This is a genomic window from Psychrobacter sp. DWR1-2-3, assembly GCF_049896465.1.
In the GTDB taxonomy this organism is placed as follows: domain Bacteria; phylum Pseudomonadota; class Gammaproteobacteria; order Pseudomonadales; family Moraxellaceae; genus Psychrobacter; species Psychrobacter maritimus.
The window spans coordinates 38384-57470 of sequence record NZ_JAFCUJ010000005.1 but is presented as its reverse complement, the minus strand read 5'-3'; the positions used below and the strand labels follow the sequence as shown (position 1 = coordinate 57470).

The 19087-nt window shown below is 43.7% G+C and carries 16 protein-coding genes and 1 pseudogene; 6 read left to right on the top strand and 11 right to left on the bottom strand.

All coding sequences use genetic code 11. The features are described 5' to 3' along the window. Positions 1-23 precede the first annotated feature (23 nt). A pseudogene (locus ACP7AA_RS09800) lies at positions 24-1679 on the top strand (BCCT family transporter). Positions 1680-1880: 201 nt separating this feature from the next. On the opposite strand, the gene ACP7AA_RS09795 reads toward ACP7AA_RS09800, so the two are convergent. The 9 genes from ACP7AA_RS09795 to dnaQ all read right to left on the bottom strand — a co-directional run bounded on the left by ACP7AA_RS09795 (position 1881) and on the right by dnaQ (position 11367). After that, a complete protein-coding gene (locus ACP7AA_RS09795; protein WP_426223447.1) occupies positions 1881-2246 on the bottom strand; it encodes a hypothetical protein in 366 nt (121 codons plus the stop codon). Between the two features lie 253 nt (positions 2247-2499). Further along, positions 2500-2853 (bottom strand): DUF3144 domain-containing protein, encoded by a 354-nt coding sequence (locus tag ACP7AA_RS09790; protein ID WP_426223526.1) that lies wholly within the window; start codon positions 2851-2853, stop codon positions 2500-2502. A 136-nt stretch (positions 2854-2989) separates the two neighbouring features. After that, a complete protein-coding gene (gene metK / locus ACP7AA_RS09785; RefSeq protein WP_201563554.1) occupies positions 2990-4156 on the bottom strand; it encodes a methionine adenosyltransferase in 1167 nt (388 codons plus the stop codon). A 144-nt stretch (positions 4157-4300) separates the two neighbouring features. Beyond that, entirely contained in the window at positions 4301-4897 is a 597-nt protein-coding gene (locus ACP7AA_RS09780; protein ID WP_426223446.1) for a DJ-1/PfpI family protein, read from the bottom strand. Between the two features lie 105 nt (positions 4898-5002). After that, the gene (gene nth, locus ACP7AA_RS09775; RefSeq protein WP_296175675.1) at positions 5003-5698 is read right to left on the bottom strand and encodes an endonuclease III; all 696 of its coding nucleotides are present in this window, start codon (positions 5696-5698) and stop codon (positions 5003-5005) included. A 53-nt stretch (positions 5699-5751) separates the two neighbouring features. Further along, a complete protein-coding gene (locus ACP7AA_RS09770; RefSeq protein WP_426223445.1) occupies positions 5752-6603 on the bottom strand; it encodes an RnfABCDGE type electron transport complex subunit B in 852 nt (283 codons plus the stop codon). Positions 6604-6726: 123 nt separating this feature from the next. After that, positions 6727-7770, bottom strand: a complete 1044-nt coding sequence (nudC, locus tag ACP7AA_RS09765) for an NAD(+) diphosphatase (protein ID WP_426223444.1) — start codon at positions 7768-7770, stop codon at positions 6727-6729. 132 nt (positions 7771-7902) lie between these two features. Continuing rightward, positions 7903-9585 (bottom strand): hypothetical protein, encoded by a 1683-nt coding sequence (locus ACP7AA_RS09760; RefSeq protein WP_426223443.1) that lies wholly within the window; start codon positions 9583-9585, stop codon positions 7903-7905. Between the two features lie 177 nt (positions 9586-9762). Continuing rightward, positions 9763-11367, bottom strand: a complete 1605-nt coding sequence (gene dnaQ, locus ACP7AA_RS09755; protein ID WP_426223442.1) for a DNA polymerase III subunit epsilon — start codon at positions 11365-11367, stop codon at positions 9763-9765. Between the two features lie 317 nt (positions 11368-11684). Here dnaQ and ACP7AA_RS09750 point away from each other — a divergent pair, with 317 nt between their 5' ends. Both ACP7AA_RS09750 and ACP7AA_RS09745 read left to right on the top strand, forming a co-directional pair. After that, positions 11685-12245: a hypothetical protein gene (locus ACP7AA_RS09750; protein WP_426223441.1), complete on the top strand. Its 561-nt coding sequence runs from the start codon at positions 11685-11687 to the stop codon at positions 12243-12245. 121 nt (positions 12246-12366) lie between these two features. Then, on the top strand, positions 12367-12672 hold the full coding sequence (locus ACP7AA_RS09745) for a hypothetical protein (protein WP_201565338.1): 306 nt from the start codon (positions 12367-12369) through the stop codon (positions 12670-12672). Positions 12673-12780: 108 nt separating this feature from the next. Here ACP7AA_RS09745 and ACP7AA_RS09740 read toward each other — a convergent pair whose 3' ends face one another. Beyond that, positions 12781-13191, bottom strand: coding sequence for a YkvA family protein (locus ACP7AA_RS09740; RefSeq protein WP_201565337.1), 411 nt, complete (start codon positions 13189-13191; stop codon positions 12781-12783). Positions 13192-13474: 283 nt separating this feature from the next. Between ACP7AA_RS09740 and ACP7AA_RS09735 the strand changes: the two genes are divergently transcribed. After that, positions 13475-14758, top strand: a complete 1284-nt coding sequence (locus ACP7AA_RS09735; protein ID WP_426223440.1) for an LD-carboxypeptidase — start codon at positions 13475-13477, stop codon at positions 14756-14758. A gap of 79 nt (positions 14759-14837) precedes the next feature. Here the strand turns inward: ACP7AA_RS09735 and ACP7AA_RS09730 are convergent, their stop codons facing one another. After that, positions 14838-15860 (bottom strand): GlxA family transcriptional regulator, encoded by a 1023-nt coding sequence (locus ACP7AA_RS09730; RefSeq protein WP_426223439.1) that lies wholly within the window; start codon positions 15858-15860, stop codon positions 14838-14840. A 181-nt stretch (positions 15861-16041) separates the two neighbouring features. On the opposite strand from ACP7AA_RS09730, the gene ACP7AA_RS09725 reads away from it, so the two are divergent. Together ACP7AA_RS09725 and ACP7AA_RS09720 are read left to right on the top strand one after the other, a co-directional pair. Then, positions 16042-17847, top strand: coding sequence for an acyl-CoA dehydrogenase (locus ACP7AA_RS09725; protein ID WP_426223438.1), 1806 nt, complete (start codon positions 16042-16044; stop codon positions 17845-17847). Between the two features lie 220 nt (positions 17848-18067). Next, positions 18068-19087, top strand: a complete 1020-nt coding sequence (locus ACP7AA_RS09720; RefSeq protein WP_426223437.1) for an NADP-dependent oxidoreductase — start codon at positions 18068-18070, stop codon at positions 19085-19087.

Sequence of the window (19087 nt, the reverse complement as noted above, 5' to 3'; positions counted from 1 at the left end):
TCCTAAAAAATTGAGACGACTGACTGGATCACGTTAAAGTTGGCCGATTGGGCCCTTTCCCGCGGGTAAGTAAACCTGTTTTTTTAACCTCAGCGATTTTACTCCTCGCGTTTATTATCTTCGGTGCCTTTTTTAATGAATTGGCAAGCGAAGTGTTTGGCCAAGCGAAGGCATTTGTATCGATGCGCTTTGGTTGGTTTTTTATCATGGTGGTCAACTTAACGTTGGTGATGAGTATCTATCTGATATTTAGCCGCTATGGTGATATTAGGTTGGGTCACTAAAACGAGACCCCAGAGTACAATATTGTTTCTTGGATTGGCATGCTGTTTTCGGCAGGCATTGGTATTGGCTTGCTCTACTGGGGGACAGCTGAGCCGCTATATCACTTTATGGCACCGATCTTAGGTGAGTCTGAAAGCATTGCCGCGGCCAAGCAAGCGATGAACATCTCGTTCTTGCATTATGGTCTGCATGTCTGGGCAATTTACGGCATGGTGGCGTTATCGTTGGCATATTTTCATTATCGCCGTGGTTTGCCATTGGCCATTCGCTCAACCTTATATCCATTGCTGGGCAAAAAAATCTATGGTCCTATGGGTCATATCGTTGATACGCTGGCGGTATTTGGCACCATGTTTGGTGTGGTCACGACTTTAGGTCTTGGGGTACTACAGATTAACTCAGGGCTTGAGAGTTTATTTGGTATTCCAAATAACATCACCGTGCAGATTATCTTGATTGCTTTTATCACTATGCTGGCAGGATTGTCACTATTGATGGGGCTTGATAAAGGCATTAAGCGTTTAAGTGATATCAATATTTTCTTTACCATTGTGCTATTAAGCTTTGTGATTATTTTGGGTCCAACCCAGTTTATCTTTAACAGCTTCTTTGAGAATATCGGTAACTATTTACATCAAGTGATTCCGCTTGGGCTGTGGACGGAATCGTATGAAGGTGAAGCAAACTGGCAATTATCATGGACAGTATTCTATTGGGCATGGTGGATTAGTTGGTCACCATTCGTTGGGGTATTTGTTGCCCGTATTTCTCGTGGTCGTACCATTCGTGAGTTTATCTTAGGGGTATTATTAATCCCTATTACCATTTTGTTTTTATGGTTCACCGCCTTTGGTGGTTCAGCAGTGCATATGGAGCTGATGGCGGCAGTTGACCCAAATATGGTAAGTCCTGGACTGGTTGAAGCAGTGCGTGCGGATACCGGTAGTGCTATTTTCAAATTAATGGAGTCGTATCCGCTGACGGCAGCGCTGAACGGGCTTATCGTGGTGATGATTGTCCTTTGGTTTGTCACCTCATCAGATTCTGCCAGTTTTGTGATTGATATGCTGACCTCAGGCGGCGATACCAATCCACCAAAAATCCAGCGCTTATTCTGGGCAGGTACGGAAGGGGTTATCGCGGCGGTGCTATTAGCTGCAGGCGGTTTGGGTGCGCTACAAGCTGCTTCTATTGTCTCGGGCTTTCCATTTGCCGTGGTCATTGTCATTATGATGTATTCATTACTGCGGGGCTTGAGCCGTGATAGATTGATACTTTATCGTAATCAGCAGTGGTTTATCACTGAAGAATCTGCCGAGCATAACTCAGCCAATGAGTTCCGCGATGAGGAATTATTAACCGGACCACCAAGTCTAAAGCCGACTGATGACTAGTGATGAGTAATAGCTATAATTAAAAGCTATGTAGCAAATGTTCATAGCAAGCTTGCTAACAGACAGTCGCAGTAAAAATATAAAAAATCCCAGTGTTAAGCTGGGATTTTTTATGGGCGTTTAATAATTTATGCGTGTCTAGAGAATGATAGGTATTTAACGATATGATTTGAAAATCAGCGTTACTGTTTTAGACATTGACTATGAACATTCGCCTTTTACATAGCTGATTGCTTCAGGGGTGCTGCAAGCGGAGCAGGCATTGCCCGCCGTGCGATAGCTTATCACTGAGCCCACTTGTGTTTTTACGCAGACCGGATCGTATTGCGCCGTACACATGGTTTTTTCGGGATCAAAGGTTGGACACTGGGCAACGATTCCTTTTGGAGGTTGGCTGGTATTAGAAGCGGGCGGCTGAATAGCTGTGTTATCAGGCATAGGGCTTGAGTTAGAGTTAGGGCTGATATTGTTGCAACCCGCTAAGCCGAGCGTAAAGGTTATGGCTACTGATAGGGCGAGGGTAGAAGGCTTTAATAGAGATAGCCATGGTTTAGATAGAGCGCTCATAATAAATATCCTTATATTTTATGTATACGTGCTTTTAATTATTCATTTTGCATCAAAAGTTTGTGTTAAAAAAGTCTATCATCAATGCAAAGGTTAGTATTTAATCATAGAACATTTGCTCGTAAGATATTTGATAGTAAAGGATTTATGCTCAGTCATCTAGTGCAAAACAGATAAAAAAACCCAAGCTTATAAGGCTTGGGTTATTTATGTTACTTCTTAATAAAATTACTTGAGTGAGCTTTTAGAAAGCTTACTGCGCAGGTTTATCATCTTTATTAAGCTGTACGTACTTATCAAAGTTTTGTGCGTAGTCGGTCAAGTTGTCGCTTAGCATTTGGCGATATTGTTTGGTATAAAACTCAACGATATCGTCTTTTTCTTTAGCGAAATCATCACCCTTTACAAAGCCAATCGAGGCAACTGACGCACTATAACGTGCCGCCGCATAAAGCAGTGACGCACCTACTTGACCTGAATGCGCTTCAGGACCTAGTTGACTGTTTGCCACGCCAATAATCGCATCGGCACGCTGATAAAACGCTTGCATCTCAGGGGTGATTTCAAGAGCGGAATCAATATCATCATTTTGGGCATTGTTTGGCATATTGTCTTGAGACATAAGCGACTCCTAATAAGGGTAAGTAAATTTAAATATATCACGCCAGTCTTTAAACTTAATAAGGGTAAAGACTGGATAAATCTAAAAAATGGATAAAATAGTAAAAAGTCTAACGTCAGGCTTATAAACCTGCATCTGCTTTTAAGATTTCCGCTTTGTCAGTCTTTTCCCACGTAAAAGCGGTTTCAGAACCTTGGCGACCAAAGTGACCAAAGGTTGCCGTTTGCTGGTACATCGGCTGCAATAAGTTCAGCATACGCGTAATACCATAAGGACGTAGGTCAAAATGCTTACGAATCAAGCTAATGATTTCATCGTTGCTGATTTTGTTAGTACCAAAGGTATTAATTGAAATCGAAGTCGGTTCAGCAACCCCAATCGCATAGCTCACTTGTAACTCACAGCGATCTGCAATACCGGCAGCGACGATGTTTTTGGCCACATAACGTACTGCATAGGCAGCGCTGCGATCCACTTTTGAAGGATCTTTACCACTAAATGCACCGCCACCATGACGTGCCATACCGCCGTAAGTATCAACGATGATTTTACGACCGGTAAGACCAGCATCACCGACAGGACCACCAATGACAAATTTGCCCGTTGGATTGATATGATAGCGTGTACCGGCATGCAATAACTCTGCTGGCAATACTTGCTTAATAATGGATTCCATTACCGCTTCTTGCAGGTCTGCTTGCGAGATGCTTGGATCATGTTGCGTTGATAAAACCACGGCGTCAATGGCAACCGGTTTATTACCGTCGTATTTGAGGGTAACTTGGGCTTTGGCATCGGGACGTAACCAAGGCAGCTCACCGCCGCGGCGCAGCTCAGATTGACGCTCCATCAAGCGATGGGCATATTCGATAGGCGCTGGCATCAATACTTCGGTCTCATTGCTGGCATAACCAAACATTAAGCCTTGGTCGCCGGCACCTTGTTCTTCAGGATCGCTACGATCGACACCTTGAGCAATTTCAGGAGATTGCTTACCGAGCATATTAATAACGGCGCAGGTCTCGCCATCAAAGCCCAAGTCTGAGTGATGATAACCGATGCCATTTACCGTATCACGGACGATACGTTCAACGTCGATATTGGCAGTCGTGGTGACTTCGCCTGCTAGTATGACCGCGCCTGTCTTAACCAGCGTTTCACACGCCACACGGGCATGTAAATCTTGGCGTAAAATGGCATCAAGGATAGCATCTGAGATTTGGTCAGCCATTTTATCTGGATGGCCTTCGCTCACAGACTCTGAGGTAAATAAATTATATTCGCGCATAGTGGGATCGCTTAATTGCAGGGACTGTAATATATAAAATCAGTCATTATTAAATGTTAACGGAAAATAGAAGGTAAAAGTGAATCAAAAAATTATGATATTTTACCGTGAATCGAGGTAAAACTCTAGTGTCAGCCATGACGGCTAACAATTGTAGAAATCATCGAGGCGGCTGTCTTCTTGCCAGCGGTATTCTGTATAGTCAGCGACTTCTTTTGCGCTATCGCGACCTTGTCTATCAGCAATAAAACCAAGCGCCATATCCATGCCAGCCGTGACACCTGAAGAAGTATAAAACTTGCCATCTACCACCCAGCGCGCCTGCTTTATCCAATCAACCTGATCTGATTGTTCGGTTACCCATTGCCAAGCACGCTTGTTTGACGTGGCTCGTTTATGGTCTAAAATGCCTGCCTTCGCCAATAAAGCACTACCCGTACAGACGCTAAGTACCCAGTCAGCGTTATCAGCAAGCACAGTCAGGGTCTGCAAAAACTTACTATCATTGATAAGTGCACGTGTACCTTTACCGCCGACGACCAATAATATATCCGTTTGCTGGGCTAACTTTGCTACTGCGACAGTTTGTAAGGCAACACCATGATGGTTATGAATGATACCACCTTTCATTGACGCAAACTGAATGCGAAAATCGTTAGGTAAACTACCAAATAGCTCAATAGGTCCAAATAAGTCCAAGGTTTCAAAGTCGTCAAATACGAGTGCGGTCAGGGTCTGCATTCTGCTTCCTTAAATTAAAGTATTAAGCCGAAGTGTTTAGAAAGGAGATGTTTAAAAGTTTTTAAGGCTCTAAAAGTCTTTAAAGCTCTAAATATTTAAAAGCCTTTAAAGCTCTAAAAACGCCGCTTTATCCTTAAACATACATTCTTCATAAACAGGACAAGCGCCGCATTTTGGGGTGCGAGCTTGACAAGTATAGCGCCCATGCAAAATCAAGTAATGGTGTGCATCAACGATAAAGTCATCTGGGATACGTTCGAGCAGTTTTTTTTCAACGATTAAGACATTTTTACCCGTGGCAAGTCCCGTACGGTTGCCGACGCGAAAGATATGGGTATCAACCGCCATCGTCGGCTGCCCAAAGGCGGTATTTAACACCACATTCGCCGTCTTCCGCCCGACACCCGCTAGAGACTCTAAGTCTTTACGGTTATCAGGGACGGTGCTATCAAATTTCTCAATCAAGTCACGGCAGGTTTTAATGACGTTTTTGGCTTTGGCATTAAATAAGCCGATATTCTTAATATATGCTTTTAGTCCTTCTTCGCCTAATGCCAAAATGGACTCAGGCGTATTCGCTACCGGATAAAGCTGGTTGGTGGCAATATTGACGCTGACATCGGTCGCCTGTGCCGATAATATGACCGCGATAAGCAGCTCAAAGTTACTGTTATAATTGAGCTCAGTTACTGGCTCATCAATCGTCGCAGCCAACTTCTCAAAAAACGGACGCACATCACGATTGGGCATACGCCTCGATGGCGGGGTATCGGCAGTTTTATGCTTAACGGTTTTACTCATGGTATTGTTACCATTATTTTTTTCATTGGTTAGTCAGGAGTAGATATTGGCTATTAAAGTTGTGCAAGCTCAGCTTTTAATTCATTAAGCTCTGCTTGTTTGCTCTCATTTGGACGCAGGCTAAGCTGCTTTTCTAACTTCTTGATTTTACTGCGTAGCTTTGCCGCTGCAATGGTGTTTTTTGCTTGTGCTTCACTGATATTCAACGATTGACTGGCGGCATTATTCAGTTTTGCCTCCACCATGCTGACCACAGGTTTGCTATTGCTGCTATCCGCCAATTGCTCACTGACGCGTCTTAAATGGGTATGATAACGCTGGCGCAAATCCTCTTGTTCAAGCGTGCGCTCAGCTGTTGATAGGGTACGCTCAACGGTGACCAAGTCAATGCAATCAACCGGGCAGGGCGCGATACATAGCTCACAGCCTGTGCATAAATCCGTAAAAATAGTATGCATATGCTTGCCAGTCCCGACGATGGCGTCAACAGGGCAAGCAGGGATGCATTTGGTACAGCCGATACAATCATCTTCTCGAATCACCGCGCGCACTTCTACTGGACGCTGCGAGCTTACATCTATTGGCCATTTTGACGGCTCAGCGCTAAAGGTTTGTGTATCGCTACTATCTTGATTGATGATTTGTGCAATCGCATCGGTCACCGGCTGACCACCGGGTACACATTTATTATGAGGCTCATTGTCGATAACAATTGCCACCGCGTACGGCAAGCAGCCATCAGCATGGTCACAAAGTCCGCATTGGGTTTGCGGTAAGCAGGCGTCAATGCGCGCAATCTTTGCTTGGGTGGCGGCAGGCAAGCTCTCTATGTTCAAGCTATCGAACAAAATAGGTAGATTAGTGAGACGGATATGACTGCTGTTTTTATTCATGGTGCTTTGCATTTAATGTAAAACCTTTATATCAATGCTAGATGCTGATATTAAAATAAATAGGGTAATAGCGCTATTTATTAAGAACATCTATATTTATAAAAAGACATCTTGCCCTTATGAATTAAATATCCATTAAAGTGAGATGCCTTGTTCATGAGCAATTTGGGCAATCAGCGCATAAGCAATGCTGCCTTTTGACGGTATTTTTGGCAAATCTGACAGGTCAAAAAAATCGGCATGTGACAGCTCATCTTCTTGTATCACGATTTCACCGCCAGCATGAGAGGCTCGAAAACCAAGCATTAAATTAGACGGAAACGGCCAAGGTTGACTGCTGACATAGCGAATATCTTTGAGGCTAATATTCACCTCTTCTGCCACTTCGCGTACCACCGCATGCTCTAAGCTTTCACCGACTTCTACAAAACCGGCAATCAAACCATATTGTAGCGCTTGTTGAGGCGTTTTTTGCTGCCCATAACGGTGATGGTGCGCCAATAATATTTGCATTTCACCCGTTTGCGGATTCGGTCGGGTAATGGCAGTAATAACGCACGGCTGCACACGTGGATACTGACGTAAGCGGCAAGCTTGGCAGACCATCGCGCGCTCAGCGCTTGCGGCATGTACCACGGGAGCGGCGCAGCGACTACAAAACTGCGTATCTGCTTGCCAACGTAATAACTGTATGGCTTGGCTAAGTTGGTCAGATAACGCGAATGGCAGCTGCGTGATAAGCAGACGATACGCAATAAAAGCGCAAGTATCAGTGTCTGGACTGCTATTTTCTACATGATGACTTTCTAAAATTCTAGATAAGTCAATATGATGGCCGATGGCGTAGTCATAAGTGATGGCAATGGCCGCTTGTGATGTAAAGGTATTGGCAGTATCGGTTTCAAAATCAGCCAAACTATCGCTATCTGTACTATCAATGCTGAGCGTGCTGCTTTTTACCTCATCATTAGGTAACCAATGAGTCGGCGCTAAGCTTTCAAGGAGCGTGACTCGTCCAACTTGATAAGCTGGCTGCATGTTATGACTGTTATGAATGTCATGAGTGTTTAACGCTGTATCATTAACCGAATCTGGTAACTGAACCTGTACAGGCCACCAGCCATTGGGCGTTTGACGACATAAAACCGTCTCGTCACGAAGTATAAAGGCGTGGGTCATAGGATAAGTTTCCAAACAATCAAAGACAGACTCATATCCGTATCGATATGAGTCTGTTTAAAGTGGACAGTTAAATGATAACTCAGTAAGTAAATAAACTAGCTACCTATCTACTACCGAATAAACGAGCTATTAGGCAGCAAGCAACTGGCTTAAGCTTTGTTGCCCGACATCTAGCGCCTGTTTACTCACGGGACGATTATTCTCAAAGCCATCTAAATGATGGTCAACGGCCATGATGACATCGGCGATATAAGCCAAGGTACCATCATCAATCCGTGCGCCACTATCAATACGCTGCTGCAAATAACTCGCTAATTGGCTGAGCATGCTAGCGGGGGTTGGCAATTGTAAAAAGCGCACCGCACCTGACACTTGACGCAGCATTTCAGGAATGTTTTGAATATTAAGGATATCACGCTCAGGTTCAGCCAAATAGTCATTGACGGCTTGTTCGGCACTGGCAATGGCGGTACGGCTTTCTTGTATCAGCGTATCATAGGCGGTATTCAGCTGATGTAATGAGATATGTGGATTGTTCAAAGGCAAATAAATTGCCCCTGGGGTGTGCATTTCTGCCATGGCGATAGTGGCATTTTCAGCGTGCATCAATGCCAATAATAAATGGTCAAAATCTTCTGGCGTAGGCGCGCGCCATTTGCTCACTGCCTCCGCTGCGGTACTCAAGCTGTTTGCAGCATTTGCTAAGCCTAATAAGCGGAACGCTGAACTCAGCTCGGTCAGCTGCTCAGTGATTTGCGAGGTTTGCATATCGGCAGGATTGATAGAATCACCGCGTGCGTAGCTATCGACATTCTCTTTGATATTATTGATTTGTGCTTGAATAATGGTGTTTAAAGTGTCCGTCAAAGCACGATTAGGGCCAAATAAGAAGCGCGCCATTTGCTCAAGTTGCGGTGTTTCTAACTGATTGGCAGCATATTGTTCACGTAGGATTTTAGCCTCTGCTGTATCGCGCTGGCAAGCAAAGCTGACCAAGTCTGCAAAGCGTGTATCCATTACGGGCAGATAGCTTTGGAACTGCTGCTCTAAATAAATAAGCGTGTGTTTTTGGCTTAAGTTCAGCGGTAAGATGCTGGCAATATCCGCCACGGCAGCAGTTGCTGCTTGCCAAAACAAACGGTTAGAGTTTGCGGCTATCAAAGCGCAAGCTGCAGACATGGCATCGAGTTTTTTCTGCTCATCGTCGCTCACGTTGCCGTCTTGATTTAACAACGCAACACCAAGTCCACTACGATAAGCGTAAGTCAATAATTCGCTATCAAGATTGAGCTCTTGCAGCGATTGAAAGTTGTTTTCAGGGTTGGCAATAATGACGCTGCTGCTACCAAAGGTTGAAAAATAATCAGCGGCGATTGGGGCTTCTTGCCCGTGAGCATTGAGCTTATTAATAATAGGCAGTAGTAAAGTCGGCTCTACTGACTCAGTCAATAAGACAAACTCAATATAACGATCAAGCGTCATAATGGCTTCTGATAAGTCCATAATCAACGCCGTATCGCTATTATCACCGCTATCATAAAGCTGCTGTAAACCATGCGCGATAGCGGTGTTGAGCGCCTCTGCACCTGCCAGAGCAATCAGCTCAAAAATGCAAGACAGCTGTTTTAACACAATAATAGAGTCTAATAATAAAGGTGCTTGGCTATTATCATCATTAAATTCGCCCAAATGAATCTCAGTATCTTTTAAGATGACTTTAATTTCATCGTGCAATAAATGCAGTGATGGCAGGTTAAAATCAGTCACACTCAAGGTTGGGGCGGTTAATTTCATTTGCGTAGAATGGTTCATAGTTGTTTTTTTCCATGACGTACTGATGAAAATAGCAATGGTTTATGATCAATTAAAAATAATATCAATAAGGTTTTAACGCTTATTGTCATAATAATCAAGACTAACTTACTTAACCGCTAGTATAATAGGTTATTTTAATAATAAAAACGATTTTAATGATGGGGATTATAACGGCTACATTTTATCTTTAAGCGCAGGATAATCCTCTGCAAGCGCCGCATACCAGCTTTGATTGGCGCTCTCATTGCTGCTTGACGTCATTAATAAACTGGCCAAATCAGCAAAGCTTGCATGGGCGGTATGTCCGCCATCGGCTTGGGTGTCGTCCTCGATAGCAAGGGTGACTTGGCCGCCGGTCATTGCCAAATAAACTTCAGCTAAAATCTCTGAGTCAAGTAATGCCCCGTGGAAAGTACGGTCTTGCTTACCGACATCTAGGCGGCGCACGAGGGCATCTAGGGTGTTTTTCTGCCCCGGATATTGCTGCTTGGCCATCACCAGTGAGTCGGTCACTTGGACGCGCTCCGCAAAGTCATGCATGCCAACTTTGGCGAACTCCATATTTAAGAAGTTCATATCAAAGGTGGCGTTATGAGCGATGATTTCGGCACCGTCCATAAAGTCATACAGCGCCTGAGCCACTTGATCGAAAGTTGGTTTATCGGTTAAAAACGCCTCAGAGATACCATGAATGCGGATAACTTCTTCATCCATACCGCGCTGCGGGTTGATATAGACGTGGAGCTTTTCACCGGTAAATTTACGCCCGACCATCTCTACAATACCGACTTCAATAATACGGTCACCCTTCATTGGATCAAGACCTGTGGTCTCGGTATCCATAATAAGCTGGCGGTCAGATTCATGACGATGGATAGGTTTGGGTAGCAGCGGTATAAAATACGGGTTGGCACGGCTGGTGTCACCATCAAATTTTGGCGTATCGGCTTCGCTACTGGTTTCTATATCAGCTGTTATATCTGCTATTTGGTTATTTGTGCTGGTGTCTGGCATCACTGTATCGCTTATTGGTTTGGTAGCATGGTGCTCATTGCTATTTTCTGCAGCTAAAGCATCTGTAGTTATCATCGTATCATGATGGTTTTGACTGTCTGTTTGACTGTCTAATAACTCTGCATCAAGCTCATCATCCATCATATCAAAACCTAATGGATCAAATTTTAGCCAATCATCGCTAGCGTTCAGGGTATTATCGGTCACTATTTGCTCTTTTTTTTTAGCAGTCTCTTGCGAGTTGATTAGGGCAGCACTTTCACTGTTAGAGGTCACGCCTAAATTTGCTAGCTCATCCGCTTTTTCGTTGCCCGCGTGTCCGGCGTGACCCTTAACCCAATGCCAATCAACATCACGCTGCTGGCACAGCTCATCTAGTCGCTGCCAAAGGTCTTGGTTGGCGACGGGTTTATTGCTTGCCGTTTTCCAACCTCTTTTTTTCCAACCCTCAATCCATTCGGTAATGCCTTTTTTGACATAGCTTGAGTCTGTCCAAATCTCAAGGTTGTGCTCATGCGGACTGTGGGTCAGTGCTTGTATCGCGCCCATCAGCTCCATGCGATTATTGGTCGTTTCTTTATCACCACCATATAAATCCTGCGTACAACCATCGCTAAATATCAGGTGCGCGCCCCAGCCGCCGGCACCCGGATTGCCTTTACAAGCACCGTCGGTATAAGCAACTGTCGTATTGGGTTTCGCGGCCAACGGATTTATGGCGTTATTAATATTAAATGACTGCGCTGAAGTAGAAGTGTCTGACATAAAAGCGTATTGACCTAATAAATGGTAAACGTGGAGCAGGGCGGTTTCGGTAGTGCTATTTTTACACCAGCTAGCCCGATATATTTTAGGTTTGAGTATAGCAAATCTATCCCAGCTATAGGCAGCTGGCATGCACAAAATCGTAAAAGCACAGATGATAGTAGTGATGATAATAATAACGCGGTGGTTTTCTGTTAAAATGGCTGCGATTGTAGTGCGATTGTAGTGCGATGGCACGATTTGATTATTTTTTTTGATTATTTTTAACAGTCAGACGCTCAATATCAGCTTTTTATATGCAAATGCAGGATAACCCTATGATGTCCGTACGCCCAAACGTGTTTTATAAAAAATGGCCGCCCTTGATGGTCGCTATCACAGTCAGTAGCGCACTGTTTTTAAGTGCTTGCAATGATAGCAATACGCCAGCTGATACTAAACAGATGCAGCCGGCAGCGGATTTATCCATATTTGAAGGCTGCTATACTGTCAGTCATGACGAGCCTGCGCAGATAAAAGTCAGCCAACAGGATGGGGCGTGGGTGATGCAGATGAAAGAGCCGGCAAGCGCTAAGCGCGTTTGGGATGATGCTGAGCCGTTAGAGCTGATTGCAAATAGCGATATACCCACGTATTTCTCTATTGACCCTGACAATGTCGATGCGGTCATTGGGCGTCCAGACAGAGTGTTGGTACTGGCGCATGTGAAGCCTGTCTATGCCAATATCGATCCGCTACTTGATAGTGAGTATTTGTCCTATATTTATCGCGGTGCCAATACCATTTATCGTGTCGAGTGTGACGAGGTTAATACGGATATTTTAGCCAATCCTCATTCAAATATTGTAATTGATAATGTGAATGAGAGTAGCCAGTAAAACTATAGAGAAGCCTTTATATAAATAGCCCGTTATCGGGTATGATAATAAGCGAATAAAGTTATTTATAAACCATTAAAGCTTTCTGTAATCAACAAATACGTCATTAGAGTCAGGCAATATGAATTTTTTTAGTTATGTGGTGTTGGGCGGATTTTCTTATGCAGCGGGTTGGGCAGTCAGAACCTATATCTTAGATAAACAGCCAAAACCTGAGCAGCCTTATAATCTTAAGCATCCAGCAATCTTAGCCTATCTTGGCGGATTTTTTATTATTATGCTGATTATTTCATGGCTTATCGGTCGCTATTTGCTTGGACACGTTGCCGTTGACTTGCCTTTTATTATTGTGAATAGCTTGGTTGCTACCTTTGTGTATTCATTTGGTCTGAATCCAGAAAAAGCCAATTATGAAGTGCCAGATTAACCCGTATAGATAAATTGCTAGCGGTTAATAAAAAGCCACGGCTGATAAATGCATTATCGGTCGTGGCTTTTTCTCATTTATATTTTCAGTAGCATAGCTTATCAGCAGTTAATTCTTTTTCTTTAAGTTGGTAGCGGTTTTAACCGCTGTTTGGCTTTGCTTCCACGTCTGATATTTCTGCAAATCTTTTTCGATAAGTTTTAAGCAAAAGGTGAGTACCAGCGCATCGTCGATATGCCCGATAAAAGGGATAAAATCTGGGATAATATCAATCGGGTTGAGAGTATAAAGCAGCCCGACGACGCCCGCTGAAATGGTTTTGTAGGGAATATCGCGATAATTGCCTTTGTAATAATCTTTAATCAAGCTCATAAATAGCATCAAATCCTTGGCAAAACGCTCAAGATGGCTGCTATCTTTTAGCTTTTCTTGCAGTTTTTCTTCCTCATGAATGAGGTACTCTAAATCGGCATCTAAGATGTCATCTTTTTCCTGCTTATCAGTCGCTTTGTCAGCCATTATTATTATCCTTATTTAAGCGCAATTAATGTCTTTATGTGATGTCTTCATACTACAACAAAGTCGTGGCATGCGCCAATATTGCGTATTATGGATAGGTTTAATTTGCTTGAGTTTTTAGTGTATAGAGTAGCGAAAAAGTAAATATGGGCAAGGGTTAGGCAACTATTTTTACTTGCAAACCGTTTACAATACGCAGCTGTGATGTTTAAGCAAATAGGTTGCAAAGATAAAGATAATTCAAAAGTAGATTAATATAAAAAAGATAAGGTAGCAGCGAGCGATGGTTTCCAAGAGTGAGTTATTAAAAAATGCTAAAAGTAAAGATGCTCATACAGCGAATGACACGACGTCTGGATTAAATCGTCGCCAGTTTTTACGTCAAGTCGGTATCAGTGCCGGGGCAGGACTATTGGCAACTCAAAGCATGACTCAGGCGCTTGCTGCCAATACTATTCAGCAAGATAAAAGTACGCAGCTTACCAAAGATGATCTGCCAACGGCGCTGACGTCACAAGAAGCCGCACAAAACGTATCGCCCGAAATATTGCAACCGAATACCCGCTGTATTACGCCAAGTATAGAAACGCGGCTTTTTGCCAGCTCCAATGTCGGTGGTAGTGACGAGCGTAATGAATTGGCGTTAGAGCGCTTGGCCTGTGCAGGTTTTAAAGTTGATAATCCTGCGATTACCAAACGGCAGTATTTACGTTTTGCGGGTACAGATTCGCAGCGCGCGAGTGATTTGCAAAACATTGCTACGGGTGCTATTACCGCGCCAAAATTACTGCTCGGGGTGCGCGGTGGCTATGGTGCTGTGCGTCTATTACCAATGGTTGATTGGTCGACGCTGGGGCGCATTATGAAGGAGCGCGGCAGCATACTTGCAGGGTTTAGTGATGTGACGGCGATTCAGTGCGCATTATTGGCAAAAGGAGAGATGAGCGCGCTTGCCGCGCCGATGCTCTATAGTGAGTTTGGTAAAAACAAACCCGACCAAGTCAGCTGCCGACAGTTTGCAGAAGCATTAACCAATCCCAATTTGGCTATCAATATACAAGATGCGTCGTTAACCAGTCCGAATTTACCGAGTGTCTTGGCAAGCTCTGAGCCAAAAACTTTAACGGGCACTATTTGGGGCGGCAATCTAAGTGTGGTGTCAGCGCTGGCAGGTAGTGAATATTTGCCACGTATTGACGGCGGTATTGTATTTTTAGAAGATGTCGGCGAGCAAGCCTATCGTATCGAGCGCATGCTATATGATTTGTATTTAGCAGGTGTGTTTAAAGGTCAGCAAGCGATTGTGTTTGGTGCGTTATCAGGCAGCGGTGAGGACAGTTATGACAAGCGTTATGATGTCGCCACCGTGATTCGTCAATTGCATCAGCTGACAGGGTTACCGATTTATAATGGCATGCACTTTGGTCATATTGGTCAAAAGCACAGTTTTCCATTAGGTGCGACGTGTCAAATCAGCGCCAATAACTTCGGTGGCTATCAGTTAGTATTTAGTGGTTATCCAACGATTAAAGCAGATGCCATTCATATGGAAGGCTTGTGGCAATAAAATTTAGGTCTATAAAAATTTTTGCTGTGATAAAGTTGCTGCAGCAACGTATTACTTTCAAAAGACATCTACTATAGAGTTAAATCGCCAAGCGTGAAAATTTATCCTGATATTCTTTCGGCGTCAGTTCAGTAGCGCGTTTAAACAAGCGAGTAAATGATGAAATATCATCGTAGCCAACTTGTTCAGCGAGTGATTTAATCGTCACATCTCCTAATTCTAACAAACGCTTTGCCTGTTCAATTCTCACCGCTTGAATATACTCAATCGGGCGCATAGCAACACAAGATTGAAAGCGTCTATTTAAGGTGCGCGGGGTGATATTCACCATGTCTGCTAACTGGCTCACCTGCATAGATTGCCTAAAATTCTCTTCGATAAATTCTTGTACCTGTTTAACCAGCTGGTCTGAATGCGGTTTATGCAACGTCACATTGGTATAGCTGTTTTGATTGCCCCGTTTGCTATCGATAATCTGAGTTTTTGCCACTTGGGTAGAAATCTCGCGCCCGCAATAACGCTCGATTAATAATAGTCCCAAGTCATAAAAGGCGCTTCCTCCTGCCGCACAGAATATATTGCCAGATTGGTCTTTTGACTGGCTTTTTGACTGAGTGACAAATTGATTCTCTTGCAAATCAACCAATGGAAAATCCGCCTTAAACTTACTGGCATAGCCCCAATGGGTGGTCGCTACTTTGCCATCGAGCAAGCCTGCTTTTGCTAAAAAGAACGCGCCGCTACAATTGCTGGCGATATCCGCTTTGGTATTCGCCAGTCGCTGCAAATGCGGAATTAAATCACTATTTTGACTCAATACTTTATCGATTGAATCGCCAATCGTTGGGATTAATAGTAAGTCGCACTCTGTGACTTCCTGAATATCGCAATGCGCTTGCATAATTAAGCGATTGCTACATCTGATATCAACGCTGCCAAGACTGGCAATCTGCACATTAAATCTAGGCTCTACTTCCTCATCCAAAAAGCGCTGCCAGCTGACGCCAGTAAATGAAAATAAATCTAGCGCTCCTGTCAAAGCGCTGCCAAGTACACCATCGAAGCCGACAATGATGACTTTAAAAGGTTTGAAGTAGGGCATGATTGTGTGATTTCCTTTAGAAACGCTTATTAAAAATAACGTTTTTCATCTAATTTTTCTAAGAATAAGTGTTATTTATGTCTTATTTGACCATAATTATGTCATAAATGACAATACGGCAAGGCAATAAATTAGCTTAATATCAATGCATCACTAAATTTCATAAGTTAACGAGAACACTATGGCAGCAGATACACTTATCAATGACTTTGAATTACCGTTTCAATTATATGATGTATTGGGCACTGAGCATTTAACCGAGCATCCAAAATTTGCAGAACACAGCCGCGAAACTTTCGATGCAGTATTGGACACCGCCAATAAAATCGCGACCAATTTATTCTTGCCCCATAACCATGTGGCAGATAAAAACGAGCCCCAGTTTGACGGCAAAAAAGTCAGCATGATAAGTGACGTAAAAGTCGCCTTTGATGCATTTCGTGAGTCGGGCTTTATCGCTGGTCGTTATAGTTTTGACGATGGCGGCATGCAATTACCTGAAACGGTTATGACGGCGGTAGCAGGCTATTTTATGGCGGCCAATCCATCAACGACGGCTTATCCGTTTTTGACCACGGCGGCGATTAATGTTATCTCACATTTCGCTAGTGATGAGATTAAACAGGCCTTTATGCCGCGCATGCTAACGGGTGAATTTACCGGCACCATGGCATTAACCGAACCACATGCCGGCTCATCGCTTGCCGATATCAAAACCACGGCAGTAAAGCAGGACGACGGCAGCTATCGCGTCAAAGGCAGCAAAATTTATATCTCAGCAGGCGATCACGAATTGTCTGATAATATTGTGCATTTGGTCTTAGCCAAAGTGCCGGGTGGTCCTGGTGGTGTCAAAGGCATCTCGTTATTTGCCGTACCAAAATACCGTTTAAATGATGATTTATCGGTTGGCGAGCGCAATGATGTGCATTTAACGGGTTTTATTCATAAGCTGGGCTATCGAGGCGCGACTTCCACGGCGTTAAGTTTCGGTGATGTAGGCGAGTGCTATGGCTACCTTATCGGCGAAGAGCATTTCGGCTTGCGCTACATGTTTAAGATGATGAACGAAGCGCGTATCGCAGTTGGCTTTGGTGCGGCGATGATTGGCTATCGCGGTTATCAATATTCGCTCGATTATGCCAAAGACAGAACGCAAGGCAGAATCGCACCGAATAATAAGCCCGAAGATGCGGCAACGGCAATCATTCAGCATGGTGATGTCAAACGTATGCTCCTTGCGCAAAAAGCCTATAGCGAGGGCGGTATTTCACTCTGTCTATATGGCTCAAATCTGATTGACCGTATCAACACCTGTGAAGATGCCACGTTAAAAAATGAATTGACAGAGTTGCTAGACCTGCTGACGCCAGTACTCAAAGCATGGCCGTCTGAATATGGCCCCAAAGCCAATGATTTAGGTATTCAAGTATTGGGCGGCGCAGGCTATACACGTGAATATCAAGCCGAGCAGTTTTGGCGTGATAACCGTCTCAATCCCATTCATGAAGGCACAAATGGCGTACAGGCACTAGATTTGTCATTTCGTAAGTTATGGCAAAAAGGCGGACTCGGTATTCAAATTCTCAAACGTGAAATTACCGAAGATTTAGAAAGTATCAGTACACCCGAAACCGCCAAACTTGCTGGCAAACTGATGCCTTATATGGGTCATTTACATGAAGTGCTCGTGCATTTAAGCAAAATTCTACAAACGGAAAAAGCCATGACGCTGACGGGTAATGCGCAGGCCTTGATGAATATCTTTGCCTCCATCGTAGTGAGTTGGATTTGGATTCGCCAAGCGAGTAAAGCTGAGCAATTATTAAATGATACGGCCGACGTCGATAAGCAAAACTTCTATCATGGAAAAATCCAAGCAGCAAAATACTTTATCGACTGGGAATTGCCGTTAATCAAGCGCGATATTGAGCTGCTAAATAATGACAATGCGGTCTGTACCAATATGCAAGCAGAATGGTTTTAAGAGACTGTTTGGTAAGTTTTTAACATAACAATATCTACTAATAGGATGCTAAAAGTGATGCTGGGGTAAATTTTTCGAAGCCTCTAGAGTGCAAAGCGCACAGCAAGCGAGAAAAATTTATCCCAGAAGAACGCTTTTTAATATATTTGGCTTATTTTAAACAAACGATTTTCGAGCAAACGATACCAATAACTTTTATACAATTTTAAAGGAATAAATAATGACAGCTGATAACAAACAGATTAATAAACAATGGCGCTTAAAAGCAAGACCTGTTGGCGCGCCGAGTGCGGATACTTGGGATTATACTGAGTCAGAACTACTGACTATCACAGACGGTGAGCTACTGATAAAAATTGAATATATTTCGATGGATCCGGCAATGCGTGGTTGGCTGAACGATGCCAAATCTTATATACCACCGGTACAGATTGGCGAGGTAATGCGCGCAGGAACGGTGGGTAAAGTCATCGAAAGTAAGCATGAAAAGTTTGCCGTCGGCGATTATGTCGTAGGACATAATGGCGTGCAGTCCTATGCAGTCAGCGATGGCACAGGACTACATAAAGTCGATCCAAACCTTGCACCCTCATCTTATTACTTAGGCGTGCTCGGTATGCCGGGTATGACCGGTTACTTTGGCTTATTAAAAACTGGTCAACCAAAAGCTGGCGAGACCGTCGTCGTCTCTGGTGCTGCTGGTGCGGTTGGTAGCTTGGTTGGACAAATTGCCAAACTAAAAGGCTGCCGCGTCGTCGGTATCGCAGGTGGTAGCGAGAAATGCAAATTCTTAGTCGATGAGCTGGGTTTTGATGCGGCTATAGATTATAAAAATGAGAATGTCAAAAAAGGCTTAAAACAAGCGTGTCCAAATGGTGTTGATGTCTTCTTTGACAACGTAGGCGGCGATATTTTAAATGACGTCCTCACGCAAATTAATCTGCATGCGCGTATCGTCATTTGCGGTGCAATTAGCCAATATAACAACACCACAGAAGTCAAAGGGCCATCGAACTATTTGTCCTTATTGGTCAATCGTGCACGTATGGAAGGCATCGTCGTCTTTGATAATATCAAAGAGTATCCGGTAGCGATGAAAGACATCGCAGGCTGGATTCAAGCGGGCGACATTAAAGTGAAAGACCATATCGTTGAAGGTATAGAGACTTTCCCTGATACCTTGATTATGCTATTTAAAGGTGAGAATTTCGGTAAACTGGTACTTAAGGTAGAGGGATAA

What these genes read in the sequence shown, in the direction of transcription:
- metK (WP_201563554.1), bottom strand. Translation starts at nt 4,156, where the DNA reads ATGCGCGAATATAATTTATTTACCTCAGAGTCTGTGAGCGAAGGCCAT.
- nth (WP_296175675.1), bottom strand. Translation starts at nt 5,698, where the DNA reads ATGAGTAAAACCGTTAAGCATAAAACTGCCGATACCCCGCCATCGAGG.
- ACP7AA_RS09730 (WP_426223439.1), bottom strand. Translation starts at nt 15,860, where the DNA reads ATGCCCTACTTCAAACCTTTTAAAGTCATCATTGTCGGCTTCGATGGT.
- ACP7AA_RS09740 (WP_201565337.1), bottom strand. Translation starts at nt 13,191, where the DNA reads ATGGCTGACAAAGCGACTGATAAGCAGGAAAAAGATGACATCTTAGAT.
- ACP7AA_RS09795 (WP_426223447.1), bottom strand. Translation starts at nt 2,246, where the DNA reads ATGAGCGCTCTATCTAAACCATGGCTATCTCTATTAAAGCCTTCTACC.
- dnaQ (WP_426223442.1), bottom strand. Translation starts at nt 11,367, where the DNA reads ATGTCAGACACTTCTACTTCAGCGCAGTCATTTAATATTAATAACGCC.
- ACP7AA_RS09745 (WP_201565338.1), top strand. Translation starts at nt 12,367, where the DNA reads ATGAATTTTTTTAGTTATGTGGTGTTGGGCGGATTTTCTTATGCAGCG.
- ACP7AA_RS09720 (WP_426223437.1), top strand. Translation starts at nt 18,068, where the DNA reads ATGACAGCTGATAACAAACAGATTAATAAACAATGGCGCTTAAAAGCA.
- ACP7AA_RS09725 (WP_426223438.1), top strand. Translation starts at nt 16,042, where the DNA reads ATGGCAGCAGATACACTTATCAATGACTTTGAATTACCGTTTCAATTA.
- ACP7AA_RS09790 (WP_426223526.1), bottom strand. Translation starts at nt 2,853, where the DNA reads ATGCCAAACAATGCCCAAAATGATGATATTGATTCCGCTCTTGAAATC.
- ACP7AA_RS09750 (WP_426223441.1), top strand. Translation starts at nt 11,685, where the DNA reads ATGATGTCCGTACGCCCAAACGTGTTTTATAAAAAATGGCCGCCCTTG.
- ACP7AA_RS09770 (WP_426223445.1), bottom strand. Translation starts at nt 6,603, where the DNA reads ATGCAAAGCACCATGAATAAAAACAGCAGTCATATCCGTCTCACTAAT.
- nudC (WP_426223444.1), bottom strand. Translation starts at nt 7,770, where the DNA reads ATGACCCACGCCTTTATACTTCGTGACGAGACGGTTTTATGTCGTCAA.
- ACP7AA_RS09735 (WP_426223440.1), top strand. Translation starts at nt 13,475, where the DNA reads ATGGTTTCCAAGAGTGAGTTATTAAAAAATGCTAAAAGTAAAGATGCT.
- ACP7AA_RS09780 (WP_426223446.1), bottom strand. Translation starts at nt 4,897, where the DNA reads ATGCAGACCCTGACCGCACTCGTATTTGACGACTTTGAAACCTTGGAC.
- ACP7AA_RS09760 (WP_426223443.1), bottom strand. Translation starts at nt 9,585, where the DNA reads ATGAACCATTCTACGCAAATGAAATTAACCGCCCCAACCTTGAGTGTG.